The sequence below is a fragment of the Acetobacter farinalis genome, assembly GCF_011516935.1.
Lineage (GTDB): Bacteria > Pseudomonadota > Alphaproteobacteria > Acetobacterales > Acetobacteraceae > Acetobacter > Acetobacter farinalis.
In genome coordinates this window covers 151,638-174,736 of sequence record NZ_WOTF01000002.1, presented here as the reverse complement: position 1 = coordinate 174,736, position 23,099 = coordinate 151,638, and the positions used below count along the sequence as shown (strand labels likewise).

At 58.6% G+C, this 23,099-nt stretch carries 21 protein-coding genes; 15 read left to right on the top strand and 6 right to left on the bottom strand.

The annotated features are described in order from the left end of the window. Position 1: 1 nt before the first annotated feature. The 4 genes from GOB82_RS04240 to GOB82_RS04225 all read left to right on the top strand — a co-directional run bounded on the left by GOB82_RS04240 (position 2) and on the right by GOB82_RS04225 (position 3,751). Positions 2–520, top strand: coding sequence for a helix-turn-helix domain-containing protein (locus tag GOB82_RS04240; protein WP_166120105.1), 519 nt, complete (start codon positions 2–4; stop codon positions 518–520). A gap of 324 nt (positions 521–844) precedes the next feature. Beyond that, positions 845–1,048 carry a hypothetical protein gene (locus tag GOB82_RS04235; RefSeq protein WP_166120103.1) on the top strand — a complete coding sequence of 68 codons (204 nt, stop codon included), beginning with the start codon at positions 845–847 and terminating at the stop codon, positions 1,046–1,048. A gap of 6 nt (positions 1,049–1,054) precedes the next feature. Beyond that, positions 1,055–2,296 (top strand): multidrug effflux MFS transporter, encoded by a 1,242-nt coding sequence (locus tag GOB82_RS04230; RefSeq protein WP_166120100.1) that lies wholly within the window; start codon positions 1,055–1,057, stop codon positions 2,294–2,296. Between the two features lie 27 nt (positions 2,297–2,323). Beyond that, positions 2,324–3,751 carry an amidohydrolase family protein gene (locus GOB82_RS04225; protein WP_166120097.1) on the top strand — a complete coding sequence of 476 codons (1,428 nt, stop codon included), beginning with the start codon at positions 2,324–2,326 and terminating at the stop codon, positions 3,749–3,751. 6 nt (positions 3,752–3,757) lie between these two features. Here GOB82_RS04225 and GOB82_RS04220 read toward each other — a convergent pair whose 3' ends face one another. The 4 genes from GOB82_RS04220 to GOB82_RS04205 form a co-directional block, all read right to left on the bottom strand. Further along, positions 3,758–4,153: a hypothetical protein gene (locus tag GOB82_RS04220; protein ID WP_265794204.1), complete on the bottom strand. Its 396-nt coding sequence runs from the start codon at positions 4,151–4,153 to the stop codon at positions 3,758–3,760. Positions 4,154–4,180: 27 nt separating this feature from the next. Continuing rightward, positions 4,181–4,375, bottom strand: a complete 195-nt coding sequence (locus GOB82_RS04215) for a Trm112 family protein (RefSeq protein ID WP_166120095.1) — start codon at positions 4,373–4,375, stop codon at positions 4,181–4,183. Between the two features lie 22 nt (positions 4,376–4,397). Continuing rightward, positions 4,398–5,051 (bottom strand): LON peptidase substrate-binding domain-containing protein, encoded by a 654-nt coding sequence (locus GOB82_RS04210; RefSeq protein ID WP_166120092.1) that lies wholly within the window; start codon positions 5,049–5,051, stop codon positions 4,398–4,400. 74 nt (positions 5,052–5,125) lie between these two features. Continuing rightward, positions 5,126–6,118 (bottom strand): tetratricopeptide repeat protein, encoded by a 993-nt coding sequence (locus tag GOB82_RS04205; protein ID WP_166120089.1) that lies wholly within the window; start codon positions 6,116–6,118, stop codon positions 5,126–5,128. A gap of 225 nt (positions 6,119–6,343) precedes the next feature. On the opposite strand from GOB82_RS04205, the gene uvrA reads away from it, so the two are divergent. The 3 genes from uvrA (at position 6,344) to GOB82_RS04190 (ending at position 11,537) form a co-directional block, all read left to right on the top strand. Next, positions 6,344–9,235 carry an excinuclease ABC subunit UvrA gene (gene uvrA, locus GOB82_RS04200; RefSeq protein ID WP_166120086.1) on the top strand — a complete coding sequence of 964 codons (2,892 nt, stop codon included), beginning with the start codon at positions 6,344–6,346 and terminating at the stop codon, positions 9,233–9,235. Positions 9,236–9,251: 16 nt separating this feature from the next. After that, positions 9,252–10,091, top strand: a complete 840-nt coding sequence (locus GOB82_RS04195; protein ID WP_166120084.1) for a creatininase family protein — start codon at positions 9,252–9,254, stop codon at positions 10,089–10,091. 135 nt (positions 10,092–10,226) lie between these two features. Continuing rightward, the gene (locus tag GOB82_RS04190; protein WP_194300359.1) at positions 10,227–11,537 is read left to right on the top strand and encodes a YVTN family beta-propeller repeat protein; all 1,311 of its coding nucleotides are present in this window, start codon (positions 10,227–10,229) and stop codon (positions 11,535–11,537) included. A 122-nt stretch (positions 11,538–11,659) separates the two neighbouring features. On the opposite strand, the gene aldA is transcribed toward GOB82_RS04190, so the two are convergent. Then, positions 11,660–13,117: an aldehyde dehydrogenase gene (gene aldA / locus GOB82_RS04185; RefSeq protein ID WP_166120081.1), complete on the bottom strand. Its 1,458-nt coding sequence runs from the start codon at positions 13,115–13,117 to the stop codon at positions 11,660–11,662. A gap of 173 nt (positions 13,118–13,290) precedes the next feature. On the opposite strand from aldA, the gene GOB82_RS04180 reads away from it, so the two are divergent. The 7 genes from GOB82_RS04180 (at position 13,291) to rimI (ending at position 20,177) form a co-directional block, all read left to right on the top strand. Further along, positions 13,291–14,187, top strand: coding sequence for a LysR family transcriptional regulator (locus GOB82_RS04180; RefSeq protein WP_166120078.1), 897 nt, complete (start codon positions 13,291–13,293; stop codon positions 14,185–14,187). A 184-nt stretch (positions 14,188–14,371) separates the two neighbouring features. Beyond that, positions 14,372–16,345 (top strand): M61 family metallopeptidase, encoded by a 1,974-nt coding sequence (locus tag GOB82_RS04175; protein ID WP_166120421.1) that lies wholly within the window; start codon positions 14,372–14,374, stop codon positions 16,343–16,345. A gap of 69 nt (positions 16,346–16,414) precedes the next feature. Beyond that, a complete protein-coding gene (locus tag GOB82_RS04170; RefSeq protein WP_166120075.1) occupies positions 16,415–17,659 on the top strand; it encodes a DUF2075 domain-containing protein in 1,245 nt (414 codons plus the stop codon). A gap of 96 nt (positions 17,660–17,755) precedes the next feature. After that, the gene (locus tag GOB82_RS04165; protein ID WP_166120072.1) at positions 17,756–18,319 is read left to right on the top strand and encodes a NifU family protein; all 564 of its coding nucleotides are present in this window, start codon (positions 17,756–17,758) and stop codon (positions 18,317–18,319) included. A gap of 102 nt (positions 18,320–18,421) precedes the next feature. Then, complete coding sequence (locus GOB82_RS04160) at positions 18,422–19,003, top strand: malonic semialdehyde reductase (RefSeq protein ID WP_166120070.1); 582 nt, start codon at positions 18,422–18,424, stop codon at positions 19,001–19,003. A gap of 59 nt (positions 19,004–19,062) precedes the next feature. Continuing rightward, entirely contained in the window at positions 19,063–19,698 is a 636-nt protein-coding gene (gene tsaB, locus GOB82_RS04155) for a tRNA (adenosine(37)-N6)-threonylcarbamoyltransferase complex dimerization subunit type 1 TsaB (RefSeq protein ID WP_166120418.1), read from the top strand. Between the two features lie 11 nt (positions 19,699–19,709). After that, complete coding sequence (rimI, locus tag GOB82_RS04150; protein WP_242007187.1) at positions 19,710–20,177, top strand: ribosomal protein S18-alanine N-acetyltransferase; 468 nt, start codon at positions 19,710–19,712, stop codon at positions 20,175–20,177. A 120-nt stretch (positions 20,178–20,297) separates the two neighbouring features. Here the strand turns inward: rimI and purD are convergent, their stop codons facing one another. After that, on the bottom strand, positions 20,298–21,566 hold the full coding sequence (gene purD / locus GOB82_RS04145) for a phosphoribosylamine--glycine ligase (RefSeq protein WP_166120067.1): 1,269 nt from the start codon (positions 21,564–21,566) through the stop codon (positions 20,298–20,300). A 66-nt stretch (positions 21,567–21,632) separates the two neighbouring features. On the opposite strand from purD, the gene xseA reads away from it, so the two are divergent. Further along, the gene (gene xseA / locus GOB82_RS04140; protein WP_166120064.1) at positions 21,633–23,093 is read left to right on the top strand and encodes an exodeoxyribonuclease VII large subunit; all 1,461 of its coding nucleotides are present in this window, start codon (positions 21,633–21,635) and stop codon (positions 23,091–23,093) included. Positions 23,094–23,099: the final 6 nt, after the last annotated feature.

Here is a 23,099-nt window from a genome sequence, read left to right as displayed (position 1 = left end):
CATGTTCAGAACACTGCCCTCTTATGAGGAAGACGGCCTCGGCCTGCCTTATGCGGTGACGCTGGTTGACGCCGCAGAAGAAGAGGTTGATGACACAACCGGTGAAGTAATCGGGATATCCGTGCCGGACATGGAAGGACTGGCCGCGGCTGTAGCTATGGCCCGAGTGTTGATCCCTGTTGGCTTGTTGCCACAGGAGGTACGCTTCCTGCGAGATGTTTTGGATATGCGCTCCGCTGAGATGGCTAAAGCGCTTAGCATGGATGCATCCACCTATTCTCGTTGGGAAAATGGCAAGCAGACAGTGGGGCAGTGGGCTGATAAGCAGATGCGTCTTGTAGTTGTAACTGTCTTGCAGGGTCGTTTCCCGCATTTCAGCGTAGATCCTAAAACGGTTGTTTCTCTAATGCCTGTTGAGGCCCATATCGGGCAACCGTACCCCCGTATTCGGATGATCCGGCGGCCAGCATCCGTGGAAGTAACGAAAATAGATGAATGGGATACACTTTTAGCGGCATAAGGGTTGTTTCATTTCCGGCTCCATCGTGAAGCGGGTTCCGGTGGACTATGCTTATAATTCGCGTTCGAGCTTGGCCATCTCCCGTCGCTGTCTGGGTATCATAGCGGACCGATGCTTACCCTGTGTCATCTCTTTCACGTAGCGCATGGCGACCTCAGAGCTGACAGAAATCTGTGGCTTCTGATGAGTTATTTCCCATTTTTGATACTTTTGCGGTAAACAGGGCACTCTTGATCCTGTTTTCGCCGGAAACACAGGCGTAACACCTGCCGGAGCGGTTTGTTCAGTCAGGGGACAGGGTAACCATATCATCAGGATGGGACCATGGCAGACAATAACTGGACAGAAGAAGGCCCGGACGACGCAGAAGCAGATGCCCAGGCAGACAAGATTTTTCAGGAAACCGGAATACCCGAACCAGTAGAGCCCAAAAGCAGCTTTCTGGTGAGTGTTGTTCTGCCCGTAATGCTGGCTGGTGCCTTGCTGATTGCGGCTTTCTGGATGTTTGCAGACTCTCTCGGACTATAAAAACGTATGTCCCGCTTCTCTCCCGCTCCCTTTACACCGGGGAGCGGCTTTACCCCCTGGCTGATTATTCTGCTGGGCCTGGTAACGGCCATCGGGCCTGTTGCAACAGATATGTATCTTCCGGCCTTTCCGGAACTGGAGCGGGATCTTGGGGGTGGGAAAGGCTCAGCCCAGTTCACGCTGGCCGCCTGGTTTCTTGGGCTGGCGCTGGGGCAGTTTTCCCAAGGGCCTTTGTCTGACCGCTTTGGGCGGCGGGTACCCCTTATGCTGGGGCTTCTGGTGTTTGGCGTGGCTTCAGCCGGCTGTGCCGTTGTGCAGGATTTTCACCTGTTTTGTCTGTGTCGTTTTATTGCGGCTGTGGGCGGTTCCGCCAGCGCCGTAATTCCGCGCGCCATTGTGCGGGATGTGGCAACAGGCAAAAAAGGCGCGAAGCTGATGTCTCAGCTGACACTGGTTTTTGGTGTCATGCCTGTTCTGGCTCCTAGCCTCGGCAGTCTGGTTCTGCAGTTTGGAAGCTGGCGGTGGATTTTCTGGATTGGCACAGTCTATGCGCTGGCGGCCATTCTGGGGCTGCTGTGCTTCATGCCGGACACCCTGCAGCCTGAACGGCGCATTGCTCTTTCGCCTGGCAGGATTCTGGCGCGGTATTTCATGATCAGTAAGGAACCGGTTTTTATCGCAAATGCGCTGATAGCCACGTTCTCAACCTTCGTGATGTTTGCCTATCTGGGGAGTGCTCCGGTTCTGTTTGAGCAGGTTCTGCATTTTACACCCGGGCAGTTTGGTGTGTTCTTCGGGGTGAATGCCGCAGCCTTTATTCTGGGAACGCAGATTAACGGCAGGCTGGTGCATCGGGTTGCCATGCCGGTTCTTCTGGAAAGTGCCCTGCTGTGGGCCCTGCTGGCCGGAGCGCTGTTTACTGTGCTGGCTCTTGCCGGGATTGCGGGGGAGCATCATGCCCTGCTGACCTGCGTCCTGATTGCCAGCATTACCGGCTCACTGGGCTTTATCGGGCCGAACGCAACGGTGATGTCTTTCTATCATCATGGCCAGCATGCAGGCAGTGCGTCGGCTCTGCTGGGAACCATGCAGTTCGGAATTGGTTCACTCAGTAGTGTTCTGGTGGGTATTCTGCCGGGTGGCGGCGCAGGACCAACCGCCATTGCCATGATGGTGGGTATTCTCGGAATGGCGGGTGCTGACCTCATGCGGCGGCGTGCCCCGGAAATTGGCGCGGAAGAGGATTAAGCACCGTCTGACAGAAAAGGACGGATTATGATCAGGCGTGTTGAAAAAAAGCGGGCAAGAGGGTTTTCACGGGTGCTTCTGGCCGGAGGTGCCCTGCTGGGTCTGTCTGGAGGCCAGATGGCGTATGCCCACCCCTCTTCCCCAGCCCCCGCCGTTCTGCTGGAGCATGTGCGCCTGTTTGATGGCACGGGAGCTCCGGAACAGGACGATATGGCCGTTCTGGTGCAGGGCCCACGGATTGTGGCTGTTGGGCAGAGTGGTCATCTGACAGTGCCGGAGGGGGCGAAGCGGATTGATCTGACTGGCAAGACGCTTATTCCCGGTCTGATTACCGACCATAGTCATGTTGGCGTTGTGTCCGGCACCTCCGTGGGGGCCGAGAATTTTACGGTGCCCGTCATTCGGGATGCGCTGGAGCAGTATGAGCGGTATGGCGTCACGACGGTAACGGCGCTGGGCCTGACAAAATCTCCCCTGTTTGATGATCTCCGGCAGGCCCAGCATGCGGACGGGTCTTTGGGTGCGGATCTGTTCGGTGTTGATCAGGGGATTGGTGTGCAGGGTGGCATGCCGCCGGAAGGAATGGTCAAAGTCGGGAAAGACCAGATTTTCCGCCCTGCAAGCGTGCAGGACGCGCGGCAGGCGGTGCAGACGATGGTGCGCGAACACACCGATCTTGTGAAACTCTGGGTGGATGATTTCCGCAATGGCGTGGCTACCCAGAAGCCGCTGCCGGTCATGAAGCCCGAAATCTGGCAGGCGGTGATTACGGAAGCGCATGCTCATCATGTGCGCGTTGCCGTGCATATTCATGATCTTGATTACGGTAAACAGCTTGTAGCGGCGGGAGTCGACATTATTGCGCATGGTGTGCGGGATAGGCCGGTTGATACGGCTTTCATCACCGCGATGAAGGAGAAGGGGGTCTGGTATATCCCGACACTCAGTCTGGATGAGGCAACCACCCTGTTTGCTGAACATCCGGAAATTCTGAAGGACCCGGTGCTGAAAGCCGGACTGAATGCGGACCTTCAGAAACAGATTTCCGACCCGGCATGGCGGCAGAAAACAGCGTCTTCCCCTCTGGCTAAAGCCTCTCACGCGGCTGTGGTCATGAATCAGAAAAATCTGCTGACGCTTTACAAGGCTGGTGTGAAAATCGGGTTTGGCACGGATTCCGGTGCGGCTCCGGTGCGCATTCCCGGCTTTGCGGAGCACAGGGAGCTTCGCCTTCTGGTGGACGCCGGGTTGACCCCGCTTCAGGCGCTCACACTCGCCACCAGTCAGGCGGCAGCCCTTCTGAATCTTTCAGACCGCGGGGTGATTGCGCCCGGGAAACGGGCTGATTTTGTCGTGCTGGAAGTCGACCCGGCTGAAAATATCGCGGCAGTCGACCAGATTGCCGCCGTATGGCGCGGCGGCGTGCGGGTGGCGGTGCCACTGGTGCCGCGCTAATTCCGGCTAACGGGGCTGCGGGGCTGCTTGCTGGGGTTGGCCCCGTTTGCCGTAAATGGCCTGTGTTTCCGGTATCACGCTATGGCCGTCACCAGCGTCCAGCGGGCCGGTTGCCGCATCGGAGGGGGCCAGAGCTTCATAACGGTCTGTAGGTTGTTTCTGATCAGGGTTCTGGCCACGCTGGCGGGCCAGATCCTCGCGCCGTTCCTGCTCCTGCGCGGCACGGGCTTCCGCCGGGGCCGCTTCCGGAATGAAGCGGCCGGGCCGCTCGGGCGGGATATCAATATTGTCGCCCTCAATCTCAACATGGCACCCGGCCAGCAATGGCGCAGCCAGAACCAGCGCTCCCAGTATGGAGCGCGGGTGGTGTCTGTGTCTGGGCAGAGGGGTACGGCGTTTCACAGAAGGGCGTATTCCTGCCTTTAAAACTCAGCCTTCGAGGTGACGGGCTTCTTCAGGCAGCATGACAGGAATGCCATCACGGACAGGAAAGGCCAGACGTGCCTGAGGGCTGATCAGTTCATTGGTGGTGGCATCGTATGTCAGCGGGCCTTTGGTCACCGGGCAGACCAGAACGGACAGAAGACGTGCGTCAAGCGGAGGAGAAATTTCAGCACCAGACATGAGCATTACCCATAAAAATGTTTCAGGAAGGCGGGCCTTCCTCTCCAGAACCAGACAGGTCCAGCAGCATCTGCAGCACACGCACACGATCTGTCAGGCTGCCTGCGTCAAGCAATGCCTGTTTTTCCGCCGGAGGAAAAGGACAGATCATGGGGAGGGTGACAAGCAGGACATCATCACGCATCTGTTCGATGGCAGACCAGCGTGCACTCAGCCCCTTATGGCGAAAATACCGGCGCAGGGAGTCCAGCAGTTTTTCGCGGTCAAACGGTGCTGAGGGAATTTCGCTCAGGTCCCCCACAAAGGATGAAACATCAATCCGCGCCTGCCGGTACCCCCTGCGCAGGCCTGTCTCCCGCAGAACGCGAAAGCGGGCCACACCACTCAGGGTTACGGCAAATGTTCCGTCCTCCCGCTCCGTAAAGGAGGTAATGCGGCCCAGACACCCGATGGAGTAGAGCGGAGGGACATCCTCCGCATCCTCCTCCGGGTCGGTATCGCGGTTTTCACCCCGCCGGAAAGGCTGGATCATGCCGATCAGCCTGTGTGAGGCCAGGGCATCTTCCACCAGAGCCACATACCGGGGTTCAAACACATTCAGTGGCAGCTTCCCCCGGGGCAGCAGCAAAATGCCGCTCAAGGGGAAAAGGCCGATTTCCACAGGGATATCGGCCATGGTGAGGTCAGAAAGTTTCGGGATGCGACGAGGGATGTCCTCGTCAGGCAGGAAGGACGCCAAGGCCGGAGGAATCAGGAAAACAGCAGGGAAGACAACTGGCGGCGCGCAGCAAGTGTTGCCGGATCATCCTGCCCCCAGGCTTCAAAAAAACGCAGAAGCTGCTGTTTGGCAGCGCCATCGTTCCAGTTCCGGTCCGCCCGGATCACGTGCAGAAGCTCATGAGCGGCTTCTTCGCGTTTCCCGGCAACGTTCAGGGCGTTTGCCAGTTCGCAGCGGGCGGCATGGTCATCCGGGTTGGCGGCAAGGCGCGCATGCACCTCTTCCATTTCCTGTGCGGCCTTGCGGCCTTCCTGTTTCAGCTCCAGCGCGGCGCGGGCACCGGTAACTTCCGGGGAGTCCTTTATTTTTTCAGGAACATCGGCAAGGGCAGCGGCTGCCGCCTCTTCATCATCCAGAGCCAGCATGGCGCGGATCAGCCCCGCCCATGCCTTGGGGTTTTCCGGCTCTTCGCCAATCACGGCGGAAAACAGTTCCGCGGCGTGCCCGGGCTGGCTGGTTTCCATGGCCACGGAGGCTTCCTGCAACAGTTCCGTTGCGGGCATTGTGCCGCCCCCGGCGGCTTTCAGCACACCTTCAACAAATTTCTTGATCTCGCTTTCCGGCAGAGCTCCCTGAAACAGGTCCAGAATCTGGCCTTTCCAGAAAGCCGCCACCATGGGGATGGACTGAAGCGGCAGGCCGACCTGAGTCAACTGGGTGGCAAGAGCCCGGTTGGCTTCAATATCAATTTTAACAAGGCGCACCTTGCCGCGCGCGGCGGTGACAACCTTTTCCAGCACCGGGGCAAGCTGCTTGCACGGGCCACACCAGTCTGCCCAGAAATCAACCAGAACGGGAACAGAGCGGCTGGCCTCAATCACATCCTGCATGAAGGTGGCCTGTGTGCCCTCCGTAACGAGCGGTGCGGAGGGCTGCTGCCCCTGTGCCGCAGAGCCGGGCACCAGAGCGGCGGGGGTCAGGGTATCGGGGGCCAAGGGGTTTGGCTGGCCAATAATATGGTCCATCTGGTGTCATCCTTGCTCAAGACTATCGTGGATGGCGTGGGGTCCACCCGGCGGCACAAACCGCATTATCTTTACTAAATGGTCAATCATGTGCGCCTGCGCAATGGGAATGGGCGAGAGATATCCCATATCTGCACGGAAGATGTGTCGGGCGGGCATTCCCTGATTGCATGATGGGCAGCAAAGACGGCATACAGGACAAAACAGGAACAGCAGCGGTATTTTATGGACAATCCATCTTTTCCCAGTGCTCAGAAACTGAGTGTGCGCGGGGCACGGGCGCACAACCTCAAAAACGTTGATATCGATATCCCGCGGGATTGCCTGACGGTTGTGACGGGCCTTTCCGGCTCGGGCAAATCGTCTCTAGCGTTTGATACCATCTACGCCGAAGGCCAGCGCCGGTATGTGGAGAGCCTGTCTGCCTACGCCCGCCAGTTTCTGGAACTGATGGGCAAACCGGATGTGGACTCGATAGAAGGTCTTTCCCCCGCCATCTCCATCGAGCAGAAAACCACCTCCAAAAATCCGCGCTCCACTGTGGGAACGGTTACGGAGGTTTATGATTATATGCGTCTGCTCTGGGCGCGGGCGGGCGTTCCCTACTCCCCCGTGACCGGGCTGCCGATTGAAGCCCAGACTGTCAGCCAGATGGTTGATCGTGTGATGGCCCTGCCGGAGGGCACGCGCCTGCTTCTGCTTGCCCCCGTGATCCGTGACCGCAAGGGCGAATACCGCAAGGAACTGGCGGAGCTTCAGCGCAAGGGCTTTACCCGCGTCAAGGTGGATGGGGAGCTCTATGAAATTGCAGATGTCCCGACCCTGAACCGCAAGCTGCGCCACACGGTGGAAGTGGTGGTGGACCGTGTGGTGGTGAAAGCCGGCATCGAAACCCGTCTGGCCGAGAGTTTTGAAGCCGCACTGGCCCTGTCAGACGGCATTGCCTACACGGAAGAAGTGCTGAAGGACAAGGATGCCGAGCCGGAACGGCTGGTGTTTTCCTCCCGCTTTTCCTGCCCTGTCAGCGGGTTTACGCTGGAAGAAATTGAACCGCGCCTGTTCTCGTTCAACGCACCGCAGGGGGCTTGCCCGTCCTGCGATGGTCTCGGGGCGGAAACCTTTTTCAACCCGGCGCTGGTTGTGCCGGATATTTCAAAATCCTTGCAGAAAGGGGCCATTGCGCCCTGGAAAGACGCAAAATCACCGCTTCTGGAACAGACACTGGAAAGTCTGGCCGCGCATTTTGGCATCAGCATGGACACGCCCTGGAAAGACCTGCCGGAGGCCGCGCAGGACGGCATTCTGAATGGTGTTGAGGAGAACATCTCATTTACCTATCAGGACGGGCGGAAGAGCTATACGGTCAGCAAACCGTTTGAAGGGGTTCTGGCCAGCCTCGCCCGGCGTCTGGCCAATACGGACAGTATGTGGGTGCGGGAAGAACTGTCACGCTATCAGTCAGAAAAGCCGTGCCATGTCTGCCACGGGGCGCGGTTGCGGCCGGAGGCGCTCTCTGTCCGGGTTGCGGAAAAAACCATTGCTCAGGCCTGTGATCTGCCAATCGGCAAGGCACTGGAATGGTTTGATACCGTCATGCCCACCCTCACCCCGCAAAAAGCCGAGATTGCACGGCGTATTTTAAGGGAAATTCAGGATCGGCTGACGTTTCTGGATGATGTCGGGCTGGATTACCTGACACTCTCCCGCAGTTCCGCCACACTCTCTGGCGGAGAAAGCCAGCGGATCCGGCTGGCCAGCCAGATAGGCTCCGGCCTGACCGGGGTTCTGTATGTGCTGGATGAGCCCTCCATCGGTCTGCATCAGCGGGATAACGAGCGCCTGCTCGGAACGCTGGAGCGCCTGAAAAAGCTCGGCAATACCCTGATTGTTGTTGAACATGATGAAGACGCCATAAAAAGTGCGGACTGGCTGGTGGACATGGGGCCGGGTGCCGGGGTGAATGGCGGGCAGGTTATTGCTGTTGGAACACCGGAACAGGTTGCAAAGGTGCCGGAAAGCCTGACCGGAGCGTATCTGTCTGGCCGGAAATATATTCCGGTGCCGGAGAACAGGCGTCCGTTTGACAAGAAAAAAGTCCTGACAGTGGAAGGCGCAACCGGGCATAACCTGAAAAACGTCACGGCGCGTTTCCCCCTTGGAACCTTCACCTGTGTGACAGGGGTTTCCGGAAGCGGCAAATCCACACTGGTGATTGATACGCTCTACAAGGCCCTTTCCCGCCAGCTTATGGGCTCCTCACAATCCCCCGAACCCTGCAAGAGTATAAAAGGGATAGAGCTGCTCGATAAAATTATTGATATCGACCAGTCTCCCATCGGGCGTACCCCCCGCTCCAACCCGGCAACCTATACAGACCTGTTTGCGCCTATCCGGGACTGGTTTGCAGAACTGCCGGAAAGCAAGGCGCGGGGATACAAACCCGGGCGGTTCTCCTTCAACGTCAAAGGCGGGCGCTGTGAGGCCTGTCAGGGGGATGGTGTTCTCAAGATCGAGATGCACTTCCTGCCGGATGTATTTGTTACCTGCGATACCTGCAAGGGCACGCGCTATAATCGTGAGACGCTGGATATCAAGTTCCGGGGCAAATCCATTGCGGATGTGCTGGCCATGAGTGTGGATGAAGCCCTGCCCTATTTCTCGGCGCAGACACGCATCCGGGACAGGCTGGCCATTCTGCAAAAGGTTGGCCTGGGGTACGTGGCACTTGGCCAGCAGGCAACCACATTATCTGGCGGTGAAGCGCAGCGCGTGAAACTTTCAAAGGAACTGGCACGCAGGGCAACCGGACGCACGGTCTATATTCTGGATGAACCCACCACCGGCCTGCATACGGAAGATGTCAGAAAACTTCTGGAAGTTCTGCATGCGTTGGTTGATCAGGGAAATACGGTGATCGTGATTGAACACAATCTGGAAGTGATCAAAACAGCGGACTGGATTGTGGATGTCGGCCCGGAAGGGGGCGATGGCGGTGGCCGTATCGTGGCGGAAGGCACGCCGGAAGACATTGTGGCCTGCCCGGAAAGCTACACGGGGCGCTTCCTTGCCCCATTGCTGAAACCTGTTCCGGCCAAAACAAAGAAAAAGAAAGCGTAAGTCTGTGATCAGGACAATGAAAAAAAACAGAATTTTTCAAGCAGTTTTTTCAGCCGTAGTTTTGGGGGGCCTGCTTCACACACCGGCCCATGCGCAGGAGGCAGGAGAGACCGCACGCGCGGCTGATGCCGTTCTGTTTGAAAAACACACATGGACAGAAATCCAGTCTGGTGTGGCGGCGGGTGTGACAACCATTATCATCCCGGTTGGGGGGACCGAGCAGAGCGGCCCGTATATAGCCGTTGGCAAGCACAATGAGCGTGCGGCCTGGCTGGCGGAACAGATTGCGCAAAAGGCAGGGAAAACACTGGTGGCGCCTGTTGTGTCCTATGTGCCGGAGGGTGGAACTGCGCCCCGCTCTTCCCATATGCGGTTTCCGGGAACAATTACGGTTCCACCGGATGTTTTTGAAAAACTTCTTGTTTCCGCAGGCGAGAGTTTTCAGGTGCAGGGTTTCCGGCTGATTGTCCTACTGGGCGATCATGGCGGGTATCAGAAATATCTGGAGAAGGTGGCGGACGAACTGAACCGGACATGGCGCGGGAACGGGGCGCAGGCGCTTTATGTCAGCGGGTTTTATACAGTTATTGCCCACCAGTATGCGGATTGGCTGAAGCAGCAGGGCTATGGGAAAGATGTGGGGCAGCATGCGGACATCAGTGATACCTCACTGATGCTGGCGGTTGATCCGTCCATGGTCAGGCAGGATGCGTTGCGCCACGCCGGGGCACCGTCCGCACAGGAAGGCATTTACGGAGGAGACCCGCGCCGGGCTTCCGCCGCACTGGGGCAGGCTGGCCTTGCCATGCAGATTGATGCGGCGGTGCAGGCCATCCGTTCCGCACGCGGGCAATAAGCAAAGCCTTAAGAATAAGTCTTACTAAAAACTATGCTGTTGTCCCGAACGCTGAAAATAGACGCTTAATCGGCCATATGCTAAAGCCTCTTCGCGTAAGGACGACAGCACAAGAAAGGGATGGGCTGTAATATTATGATAGTAAAAAGGCATCTGGCAGCCGCTACGGCTGTGTTTGTCGCTTTGGGTGCGGGGGCCGGTCTGGCTGCCGCGCAGGAAGCCAGTCAATCCCCCGTGCAGACACCCGCTCCGTCTGCTGCCGCGCAGCCCGCCCCGGCGCAGGGGCCTGTGGTGGAGGGGGGTCCGGTTCAGCCGGCGGTGCCTGCACCTGCTGTGGCTACTGCCCCGGCTCCCGCCGTGCCGCCTGCCGTGCAGACCATTCCGGGTATGCCGCCGGTTATCAACCCGGCCAACCTGTATAGTGAAACCACGCCCGAGCATATTGCTCCAGAGGTGGCGCAGGATCCCGCACGTGTTTATGTGCCCAACCTGCGCTCCAACGATGTGTATGTGATTGACCCGGCGACCTCAAAGGTTGTGGACCGCTTCCCGGTTGGTAAAAGCCCCCAGCATGTTGTGCCCTCCTGGGATCTGCGCACCTTGTGGGTGACCAACAATGCGGAAGGCACCACCAATGGCAGCCTGACCCCCATTGATGCCCGCACCGGCAAGCCCGGCACCGCGATTGCGGTGGATGACCCCTACAACATGTATTTCACGCCGGACGGCAAATCCGCCATTGTGGTGGCCGAGGCTCGCAAGCGTCTGGACTTCCGTGACCCGCATACCATGGTGCTCCAGCAGTCAGTGGAAACACCGGACTGTAAGGGTGTGAATCATGCGGATTTCTCCATTGATGGACGCTATGCCATTTTCACCTGTGAATTTGGTGGGCATCTGGTGAAGATTGATGTCGTCAACAAGACGGTTCTGGGGTACCTGAAGCTCTCCAGCGGGGGCATGCCGCAGGATATTCTTGTGTCCCCCAACGGCAAGATTTTTTATGTGGCCGACATGATGGCGGATGGCGTCTTCATGGTGGATGGTGACAGCTTCAAGGAAATCGGCTTCATCCCGACCGGTGTTGGCACGCACGGCCTGTACCCCAGCCGTGATGGTACAAAGATGTATGTTGCCAACCGTGGGTCTCACAGAATTCATGGCAAGCCGCACAGCAAGGATGGCGGTGTGAGTGTCATTGATTTTGCGACCAACAAGGTTGTGGCAAACTGGCCCATTCCCGAGGGTGGAAGCCCGGATATGGGGAATGTCAGTGCGGATGGAAAAACCCTGTGGCTCTCAGGCCGTTTTGATGATGTTGTGTATCAGATCAATACGGAAGATGGCTCCATGAAGAAAATTCCGGTGGGTGCGGAACCCCATGGCCTGACCGTGTGGCCCCAGCCCGGCCGGTATTCTATCGGGCATACCGGAATCCTGCGTTAAGCCTTATACGCGGCGCTGCGGTATAACCGGTATGAAAAAAGCCTTTCCTGACAAACAGGAAAGGCTTTTTTATTATGGGCACGGGCAGGAGAGCTGTCCTTTTCCCCGGCCCGGTTCAGTCCTTATGCGTTCAGGTAAATGGTCTTGTTCTGCACATAGGCTTCCAGACCGTATTTGCCATCTTCCCCGCCAAGGCCGCTGTCCTTGTAGCCGTGGTGGAAGCCCTGAGGAGCCTCGCCTCCTTCACGGTTGACGTAGACCTCACCAAAATTCAGATCAGCGCTGAGACGCATGACCCTCTTCAGATCCTGTGTGAACAGATAAGAAGAAAGGCCATACACACAATCATTGGCCTGACGCAGGGCATCATCAAAGTCAGAGATTTTTATCAGCAGCATTACAGGACCGAACACTTCGTCCCGAACAATGTCCATCCCCTCCCGGACATTTGTCAGCAAGGTTGGTGCATAGAAAAAGCCCTTGTCATATAGCCCGCCTTCAAGGCGTTTCCCGCCGATTTCCAGCCTGGCCCCCTGAGAGACAGCTTTTTCAACCATGGCATGAACCTTTTCCAGTTCTGGCAGGCTGACTTTCGGCCCCATATCCGTTTTGGCATCCAGCGGATTACCGACGTTCAGGGCCTCAATTTTCTTCCTGACAAGATCGGCAAACTTGTCATAAACCGCTTCATGCACATATGTCCGCTCATTGCTTGTGCAAATCTGTCCGGCATTGGTAAAGCGCGACACAACAGCAGCCGTTGCGGCTTTTTCAATATCCGCATCCTCCATGACAATAAACGGTGCCTTTCCGCCCAGTTCCAGCCTGACTTCCTTCAGGGTGCTGGCGGCGTTGGCCATGATCTTTTTCCCGGTAGCCGTGCTGCCGGTCATGGTGATCAATCGCACGTCGGGGTGTTCAACCAGAGGTGTGCCGACATCCTTGCCATCGCCTGTCACAACGTTCAGAACGCCTGCGGGAATCCCGGCCTCTTCTGCCAGACGGGTGGCTTCCAGCGCGGCCAGAGGGGCCAGTTCATGCGGTTTGATGACAATGGTGTTGCCTGCGGCCAGAGCTGGCGCAACCTTGCGGGCAAACAGGGCCAGCGGGAAGTTCCATGCGGAAATTGCGCCAATCACACCGTGCGGAATTTTTTCAATCAGGATTTTTTCACCAGGGCGGCTGCCCGGGATAATATCGCCTTCCAGCCTGCGGGTATTTTCCGCTGCAAAACGGATGAGGCCCGCCGCAAAGCTGACTTCCTCACGGGCTTCCTTTAACGGCTTGCCCATCTCGTTGGAGACAAGGTGTGCGAGCCGCTCCGCATCGCGCTCGATCAGTGCTTTGAACCTGTAGAGTACGTCAGCCCGTTCTTCGGCTGTTTTACGGCTCCAGGCAGGAAAGGCATCGCCAGCCGCTTTGACGGCAGCTTTAACATCATCCGCCGTTCCACTGGCAACAGCGGCAATGCGCTCTCCCGTTGCGGGATTGTGAATTTCCACAGTGCCGCCACCATGGGGTTTAACCCATATTCCATTAATGAAAAGATCATAACGAGGAACTGTTTTTTCTGAAGACATCTGACATCACCTTTTCAGGGCAGGAGAAACCATCAGACACGTCATGTGTCTCATTTTCGGAGGGATACTGAGTAAACCACCCGCTCTCGTGATGGTTCCCACCTTTTCACAGGAAAGGATGCAATGAAAAGTGATTATAAAAGAGTGAAATCCTCACATAAAGTGAGCACATCATGTATACCCCCAAACTTTCCCACCTCCGGTTTTTCTGCGCCATTGTGGAGACAGGCTCCATTGCGGCGGCGGCGCGGCACATGCATTGCGTGGCCTCCAACCTGACCATGCGGCTGAGGGAACTGGAGGCTGATCTGGGGCAGGAGCTTTTTTTAAGAGAACGCAAAAAACTCCTGATTACACCGGCAGGCCGACTTTTCTACGAGGAAGCAAAAGAGATTGTCTCCCGTGCGGACCGCCTGCCTGCTTTGTGGGCACAGTCCCGGTTGCGCGGTATTCTGAATGTGGGGGCGCTGGATGTCGCGTTTCTCAACCTGCTTCCGCGCTGTGTTCCGCGTTTCATGGTGCAGTATCCCGGAATTCATTTGAACGTTCTTCAAAAGCCGAGTTTCAGTCTTGAAAAAATGCTTGTTGAAGAAGAAATTGATCTGGCGGTGACTGATGGCCCGGTGGAAAATACACTGCTTGAAGGAATCTTCGCTTTTTCTGAAACACTGCATCTGGTTGTGCCGGAGACCATCAGTGCGATTACGCCAGAGCTGATAGAGCAGTCTGACATGTATCTGTTTGACAGGGACTGCTTTTACCGGCGCTGTGCGGAACAATGGCTGGAGAGGAACGGGTATCAACCCCGCTCTATCCTGACTCTGGAATCCTATGATCTGATCACGCAGTGCCTGAACACCAGAAAGGGTCTCGCCTGCATGCCGGAAAGCGTTATCCGGCAGCTTCGGGCGCGGGGGCAGGCGCTGAAGACATTCAGGCTGGAAGGCGTTGGCCCGACCGATGTTTATTTTGTATGGCGAAAGCACGCGAAAAATCCGGTGATTGAGAAATTTCTGGCGGTTGCCCGTGCAGAGGGAGGAACCGGCCCGGCGGATATGAAGGGGGCCTGATGCGGATACGATCTCGACACGGGCCAGACAGAGTGCTTCATAAGCGTAATGAAATAATGCGCGCGGCCTGATGCCGGAAGGCTTTCAGGCCGTGTGGCATGTGTCGGGAGATCTGCTTATGTCGTTACGGAACCGTTTTTTGTCCAGCGCAGGTTTGACAGCCCCCAGCCTTGCCCTTCTGGGAATGATGCTGGCCTGCGCGCCGCAGGTAGGGCATGCCGCTCAATCTGATGGCCACTCTGAAGCCCAGCCGCAGCCCGAGCCGCTGCCGCTCCCCCCTGCGGTGCCTGCCCCGCAGGATGTGCCGTTTGGCGGCACACTTTCCCTCTCGGTGGATGCCACCGATCTCCCCCGACATGTGCTGTCCATGAAGGAGAGCATTCCTCTCCCCGCCCGTTATACGGAAAAGGGGGGAGATTTTGTTCTGCTCTATCCGATGTGGCTCCCCGGGAACCACTCTCCAAGCGGCACCATTGACCAGTTGGGCGGGCTTACGGTCAAGGCGGATGGCAAGATCATTCCATGGCTGCGGGATACCGTAACAGTCAGCGCATTTCATATTCAGGTGCCGCAGGGCACACGGCAGCTGGATGTCTCCTATCAGCTGCTTACCCCCGTTTCCCCCAAGGTGGGCCGGGTGGTCATGACAGATACCATGGTGAACGTGCAGTGGTCTGCCGTATCGCTTTATCCTGCGGGCTATTTCACCCGGCAGATCATGGTGCATCCGAGCGTGCAGTTCCCTGCGGGCTGGTCCTACGGAACAGCCTTGCGCTCTGATGGCAAGGGGGCGGGCAGCATGGTCTCTTTCCAGCCGGTTTCCTTTAATACGCTGGTGGATTCTCCCATTTTTGCAGGGAAGTATTTCCGCAAGTTTGACTTGACCCAGCCGGACAAGGTTTCAGTCACCCTGAATGTCATGGCGGATCACCCGGAAGATCTGGCGGCCACTGAAGCGCAGATAGAGGCGCACCGGAATCTGGTAAAGCAGGCCAATCTGCTTTTCGGGTCTCACCATTACGCCCATTATGACTTCCTGCTGGCGCTGACGACCAAGCTGGGTGGCATCGGGCTGGAGCACCATCAATCCAGTGAAAACAGTGGGCCCAGAGGCTATTTTACGCAGTGGGATAAAACCTTCGGTATGCGTGACCTGCTTGCTCATGAGTTCACACATTCATGGGATGGCAAATATCGTCGCCCGGATGGGCTGTGGGCGCCGGATTTCAACACACCCCAGCGTGGCACAGGCCTGTGGGTGTATGAAGGGCAGACTCAATACTGGGGCTATGTGCTGGCAGCCCGTGCAGGCTTGATGACCGCTGCACAGGTGAAGGACGCCCTGGCAGAGGTTGCCGCGGTGTATGATAACCGGCAGGGGCGCCAGTGGCGGCCGCTGATTGACACCACCAATGACCCGATTATCGCGCAGCGCTCCCCCCAGTCCTGGAGAAGCTGGCAGCGGAGTGAGGATTATTATTCAGAAGGGCAGCTCATCTGGCTGGACGCGGATACGCTGATCCGGAAAATGTCTGATAACAAGAAAAGCCTTAACGATTTTGCCAAGGCATTTTTCGGCACCAATAACGGCAGCATCATCACAAGCACGTATACGTTTGAGGATGTTGTGAAGACACTGAACGCGGTGCAACCCTATGACTGGGAGACGTTCCTGCGTGACCGCCTGTACCACACCAGCACACATGCACCGCTGGATGGCATTACACGGGGTGGCGCGCATGTTGTCTATACGGAAAAACCGTCTGACTATGTGAAATCCTATTCCAATCTGCGGCATGTTTCAGACTTCCTGTTCTCTCTGGGGCTGAGTGTGAGCAAGAAGGGGACTGTGAGTGAAGTGCTGTGGGGCGGCCCGGCCTGGCAGGCAGGTGTCACACGGGATCAGGAACTTCTGGCCGTGAATGGTGAAGCCTATGATGCCGAGGGCCTTCAGGATGTGATCACCCTTGCAAAAAACAAGGATGCCGCCCCGATTGCGTTGCTGTTAAAAGATGGGGACCGGTTTCATACGGTGTCTGTCACGTATCATGGCGGGCTGCGTTATCCGCATCTGGAGGGGGATACGCAGCTTCTGGATACACTTCTTGCTCCGCTGGGGGATCAGGCGGGTGCGAAAGGGGATGCCGCCAAAAAATAAACTGGTCCCGAACAACCGGCAGAGTGTCTTAAGGGCACTCTGCCGGCATGAGAAGGGAATGGCGTCCTCATGAAAGCTGTTGTGCAGAGCGCGTATGATAATACGGCGGCGGAGAGACTATCTCCGGAAAGGCAGCTTTCCGCCGAACAGAAAGACCTGAAAGACGCCATCAAGACCTTCTGCCTTGCGCACCGGCATGATGAGCATGCCGTGTTCCTGATTGAAGGAGAAGCGGGAGTTGGGAAGAGTCTTGTTCTCAATTCCATTTTTAACGAGATACAGTCTCTCTCACGCTCTTCCGGCACGGCAGGCCCTTTTTGGGGCACAAGAAATTATCTTGTCGTGAACCATCCCGAGATGATGAAGCTCTACAGGAATATTTCCGAACACTATCCTAATCTGAAAAAGAAAGATTTTGAACGGCCAACAACATTCGTCAACCGGATGCGCAAGGCGGGGGAGAAAGCGGATATTCTTTTTGTGGATGAAGGGCATCTTCTTCTGACAAGAAGTGATAAATACAACAGATTTGAACAGAATAACCATCTTGAGGAACTGATTGCACTGGCCCGGATTACGGTGCTGGTGTTTGATGAAAAACAGGTTCTGAAGTTCAAGAGCTGCTGGAGCAGGGAGCTTCTGGACGCGTTGGTGAAAAAATTCCCGTGCCAGAGATATACCCTCCACAAGCAGTTCCGTATGCAGGCCGGTCAGGACGTGCTTGACTGGATTGAGGGGTTTTGCACCAGAAAAATTCTGCCAATGCCGAAAAAGCAGGCGTTTGATTTCCGCTTTTTTGAAGATGCGCAGGAGCTTTACGAGGCCATTCAAAAGAAGAACGCCCGATATGGGCTGTCCCGCATGGTCGCGACCTATGACTACCCCTACAGGCTGGATGGGGAGGATCATTTTATTCATGAAGGACGCTTCACCCTGCGGTGGGACCGTTCCAGACCGGATGAAAAACTGCCCTGGGCGGAAAGACCCGATACGATTGATGAAGTGGGGTCGGTCTATACCGTGCAAGGGTTTGACCTCAATTATGTCGGGCTGATTTTAGGCCCCTCCGTGCGGTATGATCCGGTAACGGACGGGATCTGCCTTGAAACCAGCCGGTATGAAGATGGCGCGGCCTTTACCGGGCGCGACGGGCTTTCAGACCCTGAAGCCACAAAGGAGCGCATCATGCTCAACGCCATTTCGGTTCTGATGACACGGGCCGTGCGTGGCCTGTTCCTCTATGCGAGTGATCCTGCCTTGCGGAACAGGCTGCTGCGGGCGGCCTTGGCGGGAAAGTGTACCGGCTTTCCCTGAGAAAGACTGTTTTCTTGCGATACAGGACTTGTCCTGTCCGCATTGTGATGCCAACTGGTGACACAGAGATGTCGCAGATGATCAGGACCGAGTGCCATGTTTATTGAAACTGAAGATACCCCCAATCCCGCCACGCTCAAATTTCTTCCCGGCCGTGCCGTGATGGGAGATGCCGGAACGGTTGACTTTATTGATGCCGATGCCGTTTCGGGCCGTTCTCCGCTGGCAGAGGCGCTGTTTGCGCTGCCGGGTGTCTCCCGTGTGTTCATGGGGCATGATTTTGTGTCTGTCACCAAGGCGGATCAGGCAGACTGGGCCGAACTCCGCCCGCTGGTGCTCACGGCCCTGATGGATCATTTTGTGGCCGGAACGCCCGTGGTGGCCGAAGGCGTTGGCGTTACGGAAGAGCCCATCGCCCCGGAAGATCAGGAAATTGTGGCCCAGATCAAGGAACTGCTGGATACCCGCGTGCGCCCCGCCGTGGCGGGTGATGGCGGGGATATCGTGTTCCGTGGCTACAGGGATGGCATTGTGCGCCTGACCATGCAGGGTGCGTGCTCCGGTTGCCCGTCCTCCCGCGCGACGCTGAAGCACGGTGTGGAAAACATGCTCCGCCATTATGTGCCGGAAGTTGTTTCTGTGGAGCAGGTTGAAGGGTAAGGTGCCGCTTCGGCATCTTTCCGTCTCCGGGTCTGTGACCTAAAAGGAGGGAGCAGACACAGGAATGCCCCGCAGTGGCGGGGGAGCGGAGGCTGAACAGAAATGCTGGATGATAGCGGGCTGGATCTTCTTTTCCAAAAGGCACGCACGCCACGGCGCTGGATGGCGCGCCCGGTTGAGCCTTCTGTTCTGCGCCGCCTGTATGCTCTGGCAAGCCTCGGTCCGACCTCGGGCAACTGTAGCCCTGCCCGGTTTGTGTTTATCACCGCGTCTGAAGGGCGGGAGCGCTTGCGTCCGGCTCTTTCCGCAGGGAATGTGAACCGGGTTATGGGCGCGCCTGTTATTGCCATTGTGGCGCATGACCCCCTGTTTTTTGATGAATTGCCCCGTCTGGCCCCCAATGAGGAACTGCGTTCGTGGTTTGCGGCGGATGTCGGGCTGGCTGAAGAGACCGCCTTCCGGAATGGCACGCTGGAAGGGGCATACATGATCATGGCGGCCCGCGCTCTGGGGCTGGATGCCCTGCCGATTTCCGGGTTTGATCAGACACTGGTGGAAGAGGCCTTTTTGTCCGAAGAGGGCTGGCGGGCGAATTTCCTGCTGTGTCTGGGCTATGGGGATATTGAGCAGTTGCCCCCCCGCGCCCCGCGCCTTGGTTTTGATGAGGCGTGTCGTCTGCTGTGAGAAATCCTGAACGTCTTCTGGTGCTGGATGGCAGCGCGGCTGGAGAGGCCGCCTCCGGCATGGCGGCCTGTCTCATCCCCTCAGAAGGGGGCGAGTACAGGGTTCTGGCCCATGTCCGGGCCGAGGGGAAGCAGGCCGCGGAAGGGATCGGCCTTCTGGCGGCTCAGGCCCTGCATCAGGCGGGCTGGGGGGCTGGTCAGCCTGTACAGCCGGATCTGGTGGCGGTGGTGACTGGCCCCGGCTCCTTTACCGGCCTGCGTGCCTCCTGCGCCATGGCGGCGGGATATGCGCTGGGGGCTGGCTGCCCTCTGGTGGGCGTTACGCGCGGCGAGGCCCTGCGCCCGCCGCTTGAGGAAGACTGTGCCCGGCATGAAGGGCTGGAGGGCTGGCTTCTGGTCACGGCGGCCCGGCGGGGCCGGGTGTTTGTGGAGCGCGCCGGAGGTGTGCAGGCTGTGGCCCTTGCTGACTGGTCCCCCCTGCCGGGCCGCTGGCTGGTGGCGGGTGAGGCCGCAGCGCTGCTGCCTGTGGCGGAGGCGGTTTTTTCTGATCTTGCACAACCCACGCCCTGCCAGATTGCCGCTGCCGCTGTGGCGCGGCTGAACGGGGAGCTTGCCCCGCGTGATGCCCTGCCCCTGTATGTTGACCCACCAGAGGCAAAGCTGCCGATGTCTGGGTTACGGTCGGCCCCGGTTTGAGCCAGAGACGCTTGAGCCAGACATTTTTGCCAGCGGTGCGGATTATTGAAGCAGGACAGGCGCATGGTGCCGTTCTGGCCGCGCTGCATGCCCAGAGCTTCTCTGCGGCGGATGTGTGGGATGAAGCCGCTTTAACCCAGCTTTTACCCATGGCCGGTGTTGTAACCGGGCTTGCCCTTCAGGGGGAGGAGCCCGCAGGGTTCCTCATGCTGCGGTGCGTGGCGGATGAAGCGGAAATTCTGACCGTGTGTGTGGCGCAGGCTTTTCGGCAGCGGGGCATTGCCAGACAGCTTCTGGCCTGGAGCCTCATGGAAGCGCAGGAGCGTGACGCGGACCATATGTTTCTTGAGGTGTCTGTCCGAAACAAGGTCGCACAGGCGCTGTATGCGGGGGCCGGATTTGTGCAGGCCGGAAAACGCCGCGCCTATTACCCCGATGGTTCGGACGCTCTGGTGCTGATGCGCTCGTGGGATGTGTGAGCGGAACCGGAAGGTTCACGCGCGGCAGGAAAGATGCAGCGGGTAGCCCGCCCCGCTTGTAAAAAAGCCGGGCGGGCTATCAGGATACGCGCCTGATGGTGCGTCAGGGCGTGTGGCTCTTCAGAGCGCGCGTGCTCCGATGTCCGTGCGCCAGGCCGCGCCATCCCATGAAATGGCTCTGACACCGGCATAGGCACGGTCCCGTGCCTGCTGCACGGTATCCCCCAGCGCGCAGACGGACAAAACACGCCCCCCGGCCACCACCAGTTCCCGTGCCGCGTTTTCCTTGGTGCCAGCCTGAAAGACGCAAACGCCCTCAAGCGCTTCCGCATCGGCAATTCCGGAAATCACGGCACCCATCTCCGGCGCTGCCGGATAGCCGCGTGCGGCCATGACAATGCTGATGGCGGCCTGATCAGAGAAGGTGACAGGAGTGGTATCCAGTGTCCCTTCGGCAAGGGCTGCCAGTGCGGGCAGAAGGTCGGAGGTCAGGCGCAGCAGCAGAGCCTGGGCTTCCGGGTCTCCGAAGCGGACATTGTATTCAATCAGTTGCGGCCCGGTTTCTGTCAGCATCAGCCCTGCGAAAATCACACCACGGAACGGCGTGCCCCGGCGGACCATTTCCTTCAGCATCGGGCGTACAAGTACGTCCAGCGCCGCCTCCTGCGCGGCCCGGTCAAACCCGCGCGGGGGGGAGACCGCGCCCATGCCGCCGGTGTTGGGGCCGGTATCGTTATCACCAATGCGTTTGTGGTCCTGCGCCGCCCCGATCAGCATGGCGGTTTCACCCGAGCAGAACGCGAAGAGAGAGACTTCCTCCCCCACCAGACAATCTTCAATCACCACACTGCGGCCTGCATCGCCCATTGTGCCGTGCGTCATCATCTCCCGCACGGCGTCCTGCGCTTCTGCCACCGTCTGGGCAACCACCACGCCCTTGCCTGCCGCCAGACCATCGGCTTTCACCACAATGGGGGCACCACGTTCCGCAATATAGGTGATGGCGGCCTCAACATCCGTGAAGCGTTCGCCTCTGGCGGTGGGAACACCCGCAGCGTAGCAGACATCCTTGCTGAAGCTCTTGCTGCCTTCAAGGCGTGCGGCGGCCTGCGTGGGGCCGGCACATGCCAGCCCTGCGGCGGCGCAGGCATCCGCCAGGCCCACCACCAGCGGGGCTTCAGGGCCGGGTACAACCAGATCAATCTGCTGTTCTTTTGCGAACGTGATCAGGGCGGGAATATCGCTCGCGCCAATGGCCACATTGGTGCCCAGCCCAGCCGTGCCGGGGTTTCCGGGGGCAATGAACAGGGCTGTCAGTTTGGGGGAACGTGCAAGTGTTGCGGCCAGTGCATGTTCACGACCGCCTGATCCAACCAGAAGTACCCGCATTCTTTTCTCTCTCAATCTGTAAGCTCTGCTCTTTCAGGGCGAGCGTCTGTAGCATAGGTTAGGCAAATGATCGAAGGGCTTGCGACAGGGGCACCCCCCGGCGGGAATGTGCCGGAATACAGTGTCTCGGAAATATCAGGCGCTATCAGGCAGACGCTTGAGAGCACCTTTGGCCGTGTACGGGTGCGCGGAGAGATTACCGAATTCAAGCGCTATCCTTCCGGCCATCTTTATTTTTCACTGAAAGATGAGCGTGGCAAGATTTCCGGCGTGGTCTGGCGCGGCTCTGTCTCCCGCCTTGGGCTGGTGCCGGAAAACGGGCTGGAAATTGTCGCAACCGGCAAGGTTTCCGCCTACGGCGAGCGTTCGGGCTATCAGCTTGTCGTGGAGCGGATGGAGTATGCGGGGGAAGGCGCCCTGCTGGCCCGTATCGAGCGCCTGCGGCTGAAGCTGGCGGAAGAAGGCCTGTTTGATGCGGTGCGCAAACGCCCCCTGCCCCTGCTGCCGCGTGTGATTGGTGTGGTGACGTCCGCCCAGGGGGCCGTGCTGCATGATATCTGCACAACGCTCAGCCGCCGTTTCCCTCGCCCCGTGCTGGTGTGGCCGGTGGCGGTGCAGGGGGAAGGTGCCGCAGCGCAGATTACCGCCGCCATCAACGGTTTTTCCGCGCTGGATGGTAGCGGCGGCGTGCCCCGGCCGGATGTGGTGATTGTGGCGCGTGGTGGCGGGTCTCTGGAAGACCTGATGGCCTTTAATGATGAAGGCGTTGTGCGCGCCGCCGCCGCGTGCAGTATCCCGCTGATTTCCGCCGTGGGGCACGAGACGGATACCACGCTGATCGATTTTGCCTCGGACCGCCGCGCCCCCACGCCAACAGCCGCGGCGGAACTGGCCGTGCCGGTGCGGACGGAACTTCTGGCGGAGCTGGAGCATCGGGGGGCGCGGGCGCTGGGGGCTCTCTCCCGCATGATGCAGACAGCACGCCTGCGGCTGGACCGTGCGGCGGCGGCCCTGCCGGACCTGCCCGGCCTGCTGGGCACAGCCCGCATGCAGCTGGATGACCGTGGCCACAGGCTGGATGTCGCCCTGCCCGGCTTTGTGCAGGGGCGGCGCGTGGCGCTGGTGGCGGTGGAGCGGCATATGCCTGCGGTGGAGACACTTCTCTCAGCCCGCCGCACCCGTGTGGCCCTGCTGGGCAGCGCCTTGCAGGCGGGCATACGGCAGGATGTGCAGCGGCGTGAGGCCCGGCTGGGGCGGCTGCGGATGTCCCCGGCCCCGCTGGCGGCTCTGGTGCGGGAACGGCGGACGGCGCTGGCCGGTATGGGCGGCCAACTGGATGCTGTCTCTCCACAGGCGGTGCTGGCGCGAGGCTATGCGCTGGTGACCGCAGGCGGGCAGCCCGTGACGTCAGCCCGCGCGCTGAAAGTGGGGGAGGATGTGGTGCTGACATTTGGTGATGGCCAGCGTGACGCCGTTATCGCCCGGAAAAAGGCCGTAAAGGCGGAACAGACCGCTTTGGATTTATAAGGCCGG